The following is a 6,913-nucleotide window of genomic DNA, read 5'->3' as shown; positions in this document are numbered from 1 at the left end:
TTTCGAAGATAATAATTGTTTCATATTTTCAATTTCTTTAGCTAAATCGGTGTATTTTTTACTCAGTTCTTCAATTTTAATTTCTTGTTTTTCAATAACACCTTGTTGTTCTTTGGTTACTTGAATCAATAATGCTGAAATTTTCGAATAATCTACGCTTTTGTAACCGTTTTTGTCTGTACTTACTATTTCAGGTAACACAACTTCTATTTCTTGTGCAATGACTCCAACTTGTAGCGATTGGTCTTTTTTATCCTTCCAATTGTAATAATACCCGTTAATTTGATTTAATTTATCTAAAGCGTTCTCAATCTTTTTAAAATTGGTTTTCCAACGACGGTCACTAAAAGTATTCCAAGCATTAGAACGAGCCACAGTACCGTCTCCAGACACCCCTACATCGAAATTACCATTCACTTTTAAATAATCGGTATCAAATTCTCCATAAACTAATGGAGTAGTGGAACCAGAATTTTCGATATATAATTTATTATCTCCCGTTTCATTACTTCCAGATCCTATTCCTATAAAGATATTTCCACTCCCAGTTGCATTTCTTCCAGCATTTTGACCTATTACCGTATTATTAGCGCCAGTTGTATTATTATATAATGCATATGCACCTATTGAGGTATTTTGAAAACCTGTTGTATTGTTGTTTGAAGCATATGCTCCAATTGAAGTATTATTTACACCAGTAGTGTTATTATATAATGCATTTATCCCTACAGCAGTTGCACCATCAGCTGTATGATTATACAATGTATTTACACCAACAGCTGTATTGCCAACTCCTGTAGTATTTGTATACATTGCAGATTTTCCAATTGCAGTATTAAAATTATTAGTAAGATCATCATTTAATCCAGCATATTCTCCTAAAAAAGTTGATTGTCCTGTGCTATGTACATTTATACGACCGTTTTTCATTGTAAAATACTGTGTTCCGGCAATATCAAATCGTATTGTATCGTCATCGGCTGATTCTTCTACTTGAATTTGCGTATCTAAATCGGTATCGATAATTTTAGTTGTATCACTATTTACATTTGTCCAAGTAATTGCACCAGCACCATCTGTGACTAAAGCTTGACCAGTAGTTCCATCTGATGTAGGAAATTGATAGGCGTTATTAACATCTAAAATTCCATTAACACGTAATAAATTCGTGTCGAATTCCCCATAAACTAAAGGTGTACCAGAAGCTGAATTTTCGATATATAATTTATTACTTCCTGTCTCATTTCTCCCTGATGAATATCCTAAAAATACATTTCCAGAACCTGTTGAGTTTTCACCTGCGTAAAATCCAAGTAAGGTATTATTGCTGCCATTTGGATTGTTCTTACCTGCGTTAGCTCCTAAAGCAGTATTATAAGAACCCGAAACATTAAATTCTAAAGTTGCAATACCTATAGCTGTGTTATATGCACCCGTTGTCAATAATCTTGAAGCATATGTCCCTACAGCGGTATTCCCATTTGATGTGTTGCTGTATAAAGCGGTTCTACCTAATGCTACATTTTGAATTCCATTTACATTCAAATATAAAGCATGACTTCCTACCGCTGTATTAGAATTTGTAGTTAAATCATCATTTGCTCCTGCATTTAAACCTAAAAATGTTGAATGCCCCGTATTAGTAACATTTATTCGACCCTTATTCATATTAAAGAACTCAACTCCAGCAGTTTTAAACCTTATAATATCTTCATCTGCTGATGCTTCCACTTGAATTTGCGTATCTAAATCGGTATCTATAATTTTAGAAATAGTGCCTGCTTTTTGTAAACCAATCCAAGTTGTAGTGGCATTATCCCAATAGTAAAAACCGGGATTATTTGTACCTACAGCAGTGTTCAAATAGACTAACATAGCATTTTGATCAACGGTTGGGTTGCTTGAAGGGAAAGTATCAATTCTTGGAATTAAAATTCCATCTTCGTTTGTAGGATTTGCAGTATCGTTAATTTGAATATCCAAACTCGCTTTTGGACTAGTTGTATTCACACCAACTTGTGCAGTTACAAAATTAAAAACACTAAAAAAGAAAATAAAGCAGCCAATTTTTTTCATCATGAATATTTATTTTTAAAGCATGCAAAATAAATATTTAAATAAAAAATACACTACTATATATAGTAATGCTACCCAATTGCTACCCTAGTTACCTACATTTTTATGAGAAGTAGACTTAAAGTATAACCTATAAATTAAATACCGAATAGCGGAAAGTTTTTTTACAAATAAAAGAATCATTTATATTACTTATTTAAGTTACTGTTTTTTATATCTTAGCTCAAAGTCGGGAGACTTTGCGCAGCTGAGAGGATGATGATAAAGAAAATAATCCAGATCATAATAAAGAAGGGTAATATGTACAGATATTTAATTATTATTATTTTATGTTGTAGTTGTAGACCTACATTAAAAATTATAAATGAAAAAAAAACTTTGACTAGAGATTATATAGAAAAAAGTAATGCTGATTTCAAAATAATGAATTCCGAAAGAGAATCTTTCATAATGTTCTTTACTTTTAATCCTAATGATTTTTTTTCTATTTCAAGTAAAGATACTGTTTATAGAAAGGGTATAATGAATATAAATCATGGTTATGGTGATAGATTATATGTTAGTAGAAATTCTAATATTGAAATTAAAATTAATAATTCAGTTTTAAATGTCCCTATTAAAAAATTAAGGAAGTATAGATATATTTATATAGAATTAATGAATGAAAATAAAAAAGATAAATATTTAATAACTTTTACAAATAAGGATAGGAAATATAGAATGTAATCCGATAGCGCGGATTTGTAATCCGTGCAATTAACAAATAAAACAAAAGCCAACCTGACCGCTCGGATTTATCAACGCAACGTTAGCGCGGAAATGCTTTCCGTGCCCACAATCAAAATAAATTAGACACAAAAGCCACTTCACTGTGGCTTTTGTTATTTTAAAAAAGACATTCTCTACCTATCTAAAGGAAAACCGTCTTTTAAGCACTTCCTATAGTAACATACACTACTACACTTGTAATTAGTATCACTTACCATAGGAGTATGCTCTATTGCACTTGTAAATTTGAAAAATACTATAGGAGTATACTCTGTTGCACTTGTAAATTTCAAAAATACTGTAGGAGTATGCTCTGTTGCACTTGTAAATTTAAATAATACTGCAGGAATATGCCTTCTTGCACTTGCAAACAACGTCACATACTGTAGTAGTATGACTGTTGCAACGCTACTGCGCAATTTATTCGTGTGGTAAATGGAAATAAAAGAAGCTGAAACAAGTTCAGCTTGACAAGATTTTGCTTTTTGGATAGGCTTTTGTTATTTAATCATGAAGTATACACTCTATTCTCCTGTTCGGCTACACGTATAAAAGTCGTGCGTTTGGTGAGTTCTTTGAGTTTAGCAGCACCTACATAAGTACAGGTACTTCGTAAACCTCCTAAAATATCTTGTATGGTATCTTCTACTTTGCCTCTAAAAGGTACTCTTACCGTTTTCCCTTCACTGGCTCTATAATTGGCCACACCACCTACATGCTTTTTCATAGCGGTTTCCGAACTCATGCCATAAAATTGTTTGTATTTTTCTCCTTTTATTTCAATCACTTCTCCACCACTCTCTTCATGACCGGCAAGCATCCCGCCGAGCATCACAAAATCGGCTCCTGCTCCAAACGCTTTGGCTACATCACCTGGAATGGCACAACCGCCATCGCTAATAATTTGTCCGCCTAAACCATGAGCCGCATCGGCACATTCTATAATAGCAGATAATTGTGGATACCCTACTCCTGTTTTTACGCGTGTGGTACATACCGAACCAGGTCCAATCCCTACTTTGATAATATCGGCACCAGCTAACAAAAGTTCTTCTACCATTTCACCTGTTACTACATTGCCTGCAATAATGACTTTATCTGGAAACTGTTTTCGGGTTTGTTTGACAAATTTTACAAAGTGCTCGGAATAGCCATTGGCTACATCAATACAAATGAATTGCAGTTTTGGAAAACGTTCAAAAATAGCTTGTACCTTTTTTGCGTCTTCTTTTCCTGTTCCTGTACTGACTGCAATATATTGATACAAATCATCTGAGATTTTGTTGAGAAATTGCGCCCAATCGTCTAAAGTATAGTGTTTATGAACCGCTGTAAAAATATGGTGTTTTGCCAAAGCCAAAGCCATTTCAAACGTACCCACCGTATCCATATTCGCAGCCATAATAGGCACACCACTCCACACATACGAGCTGTGCAAAAATTTAAAATTGCGTTGTAAATCTACTTGTGCTCTACTGCTTAAGGTGGATCTTTTAGGACGAATCATTACGTCTTTAAAGCCTAATTTTAAGTCGGTTTCTATTCTCATTTTTGAAGTGCTTTTTTCAAATGTAGGTTTTTCTTTTGAGATGAACAAGACCCTTTATTCAACTTTACAAGAAAGCCTAATTTGTTGAAAATCTTACACTTTTAGGAACAGAAGATATTTGACAAAAGAAACGTTAGTTACCCAACACCATGTCTTCATAACTCAGAATAGTTGGATACCCTTTGGCTACAAAATAATCGGTTGGGTCGTTTTTAGAGAGTACCATTACAAAATCGCCTCCCCAAGCTCCTAAACTTTTAACCACACCTTTAAAATCGGGGAAGAGTTGTTCTTTTACGGTTTCGGTTTCTAACACATCGCTCATAATGGCTTGGTGCTTTTCCATGAGTAAAGCAAAATCGCGTCCTTCTTGAACCGTTAAGGCTTCTTGCGTAATGGCATTGATTTTTGCAATTACTTTATCTACACGATGTTGTTTATTGATATAATTAGAAATCGCCGATTTACTGCTTTGCTTTTTATTCAAATAAACAAAGTGAATGTTTTCTTTAAACGGCGGATTGAAAGCAACCACCTCAACGGTAGGCTTGCCATTTTCAATAGTGTACAATATAGGTTCGCCATTTTGAGCACAGGCTACATCGTAACCGCTACCTCCAAAGCTTTTTTGTAATAATTCGAAAGCATCAATTTCTAGCCAAAAGCCAATATTGTTTATTAATGTAGAAGACGTTCCCAAACCCCAAAGTTGTGGAAAAGTAAGATGAGTCGTAATCGTATAGCCTTCACTTTCTAAGATAAAACTTGGATTTTGAAGAAAAGCTTGATGCAGAATTTCTAGTAAGGTATTTTTAATTTTTGAATGAGATTCTTGAAGGTCTTTGGTTTGAATCGCTTCAAAAGTAAGCGTGTCTTGAAACCAAATGGTACCATCGGAATCGTAGCTTGTCCAATGTATTTCTTTGTTGCTACCTGCATTTACGACTAAATTTTGTCCGAATTGAGTAGGTACAGCCAAAGCTTTAGCTCCATCCAGAACCACATATTCTCCTGTAAGGAGTAGTTTTCCGTTACTGTAAAATATTTTTTCTTGCATGATTGTGTTTTTAGCCCTGATGGAAGCGGCATCCTTTTTTATTTTGGCCTCTCGACTGCGCTCGAGGTGACAAAATAAAAAAGATATAGCGTACAGCAGGAAATAGCTCCAAAAATTATTGGCGTAAACTTTCTAAATAATCCACCACTAAACTATGGGAAATAGTGATGTTTTTGAAGTAATCCAATACTTTTATTTTTTCTTCTTTAGTCGCTTGGTGTTGATTCAAAATGTTATTAATATGCATTTTCATGTGCCCTTGCTGAATACCTGTAGTAGTTAACGAACGAACGGCAGCAAAATTTTGTGCCAGACCCGTTACCGCTACAATTTGCATGAGTTCTTCTGCGCTTGGGTTGCCCAACATTTGCAATGAAAATTTTACCAAAGGATGCAAACTCGTGAGTCCGCCAATGGTTCCTAAAGCCAAAGGTACTTCAATCCAAAAGGTAAAAATATCGTTTTCAATTTTGGCATGAGACAAACTACGATAGTGTCCTGACTGACTTGCGTAAGCGTGTACGCCAGCTTCCACCGCTCTAAAATCGTTACCTGTTGCTAATACCACTGCATCAATTCCGTTCATGATGCCTTTGTTATGTGTTACTGCTCGATAAGGTTCGACTTCTGCAATATTGACCGCTGTAACAAACTTTTCAGCAAATTCACGAGGGTTGATGTTGGCATCCTCGCTCATTTGGTCTACCGGACAAGAAACCTCAGCTCGTACGACACAATTTGGCACATAATTACTTAGAATACTCATGACTACCTGAATGTTTTTTTCAGTTTCTGTAAACGCTTCGTAATCGTGAGCTTCGTTTTCCAATGTTTTAGCGAATTGTTCTAAGCAAGTATTAATAAAATTAGCACCCATACTATCTTTGGTATTAAAAGTAGCATGTAATTGATAGTAGTTTGGCAGCTCGTGTGTTTTATTTTTTAATTGGATATCCAAAATACCACCACCGCGTTTTTGCATGTTTTTGGTTGCGTTTTCGGTATCCGCAAAGAATCGAGGTTTAATTGTATTGAAAAAAGTTTCTAATTTTTCAAATGCTCCTTGAAACAAGAAATGCACTTGACCTATTTTTTCGGTATTGATTACAGTTGCTTTAAAACCACCTCTTTCACCCCAAAATTTGGCTGCTTTAGAAGCCGCTGCCACAACCGAACTTTCTTCAATAGCCATAGGAACTGTGTAGCTTTTACCATTGATACTAAAATTAGGGGCTACACCATAAGGCAAATAGAAATTGGTAATGGTGTTTTCAATAAATTCGTCGTGAAGCTTTTGTAAATCTTCATTGGAATTCCAATATTGGGTCACAATTTGTTTCGCTTCTTTGGGATTGACAAAATAAGTGGTAGCAATCCAATCGATTTTTTCTTCTTTGGTTAGTTTAGAAAAACCTTTTATATTTTGCATCATAAATGATCTCATCTTTTTTAGTAACTGCAAA

5 protein-coding genes are annotated in these 6,913 nt (G+C 34.6%); 1 reads left to right on the top strand and 4 read right to left on the bottom strand.

The window, feature by feature from the left end:
* Positions 1–2,079: tail fiber domain-containing protein (locus NHF47_RS04560; protein WP_252763825.1), on the bottom strand; the 2,079-nt coding region annotated here is incomplete at its 3' end.
* A gap of 297 nt (positions 2,080–2,376) precedes the next feature.
* Between NHF47_RS04560 and NHF47_RS04555 the strand changes: the two genes are divergently transcribed.
* Positions 2,377–2,802, top strand: a complete 426-nt coding sequence (locus NHF47_RS04555) for a hypothetical protein (protein ID WP_252763824.1) — start codon at positions 2,377–2,379, stop codon at positions 2,800–2,802.
* 550 nt (positions 2,803–3,352) lie between these two features.
* Here the strand turns inward: NHF47_RS04555 and NHF47_RS04550 are convergent.
* The 3 genes from NHF47_RS04550 to NHF47_RS04540 form a co-directional block, all read right to left on the bottom strand.
* Positions 3,353–4,393, bottom strand: coding sequence for a GMP reductase (locus NHF47_RS04550; protein WP_252763823.1), 1,041 nt, complete (start codon positions 4,391–4,393; stop codon positions 3,353–3,355).
* A gap of 133 nt (positions 4,394–4,526) precedes the next feature.
* Positions 4,527–5,450 carry a GYDIA family GHMP kinase gene (locus NHF47_RS04545; protein WP_252763822.1) on the bottom strand — a complete coding sequence of 308 codons (924 nt, stop codon included), beginning with the start codon at positions 5,448–5,450 and terminating at the stop codon, positions 4,527–4,529.
* Positions 5,451–5,565: 115 nt separating this feature from the next.
* A complete protein-coding gene (locus tag NHF47_RS04540; protein ID WP_374670127.1) occupies positions 5,566–6,912 on the bottom strand; it encodes a hydroxymethylglutaryl-CoA reductase, degradative in 1,347 nt (448 codons plus the stop codon).
* Position 6,913: the final 1 nt, after the last annotated feature.

This window comes from Flavobacterium sp. NRK F7 (assembly GCF_024054195.1).
Classification (GTDB): Bacteria; Bacteroidota; Bacteroidia; order Flavobacteriales; family Flavobacteriaceae; genus Flavobacterium.
The sequence above is the reverse complement of the archived record's forward strand: the minus strand, read 5'-3'. Positions and strand labels throughout refer to the sequence as shown.

Excerpts from the sequence above, each read along its gene's own strand:
- NHF47_RS04555 (WP_252763824.1), top strand. The coding sequence starts at position 2,377 with ATGTACAGATATTTAATTATTATTATTTTATGTTGTAGTTGTAGACCT.
- NHF47_RS04550 (WP_252763823.1), bottom strand. The coding sequence starts at position 4,393 with ATGAGAATAGAAACCGACTTAAAATTAGGCTTTAAAGACGTAATGATT.
- NHF47_RS04545 (WP_252763822.1), bottom strand. The coding sequence starts at position 5,450 with ATGCAAGAAAAAATATTTTACAGTAACGGAAAACTACTCCTTACAGGA.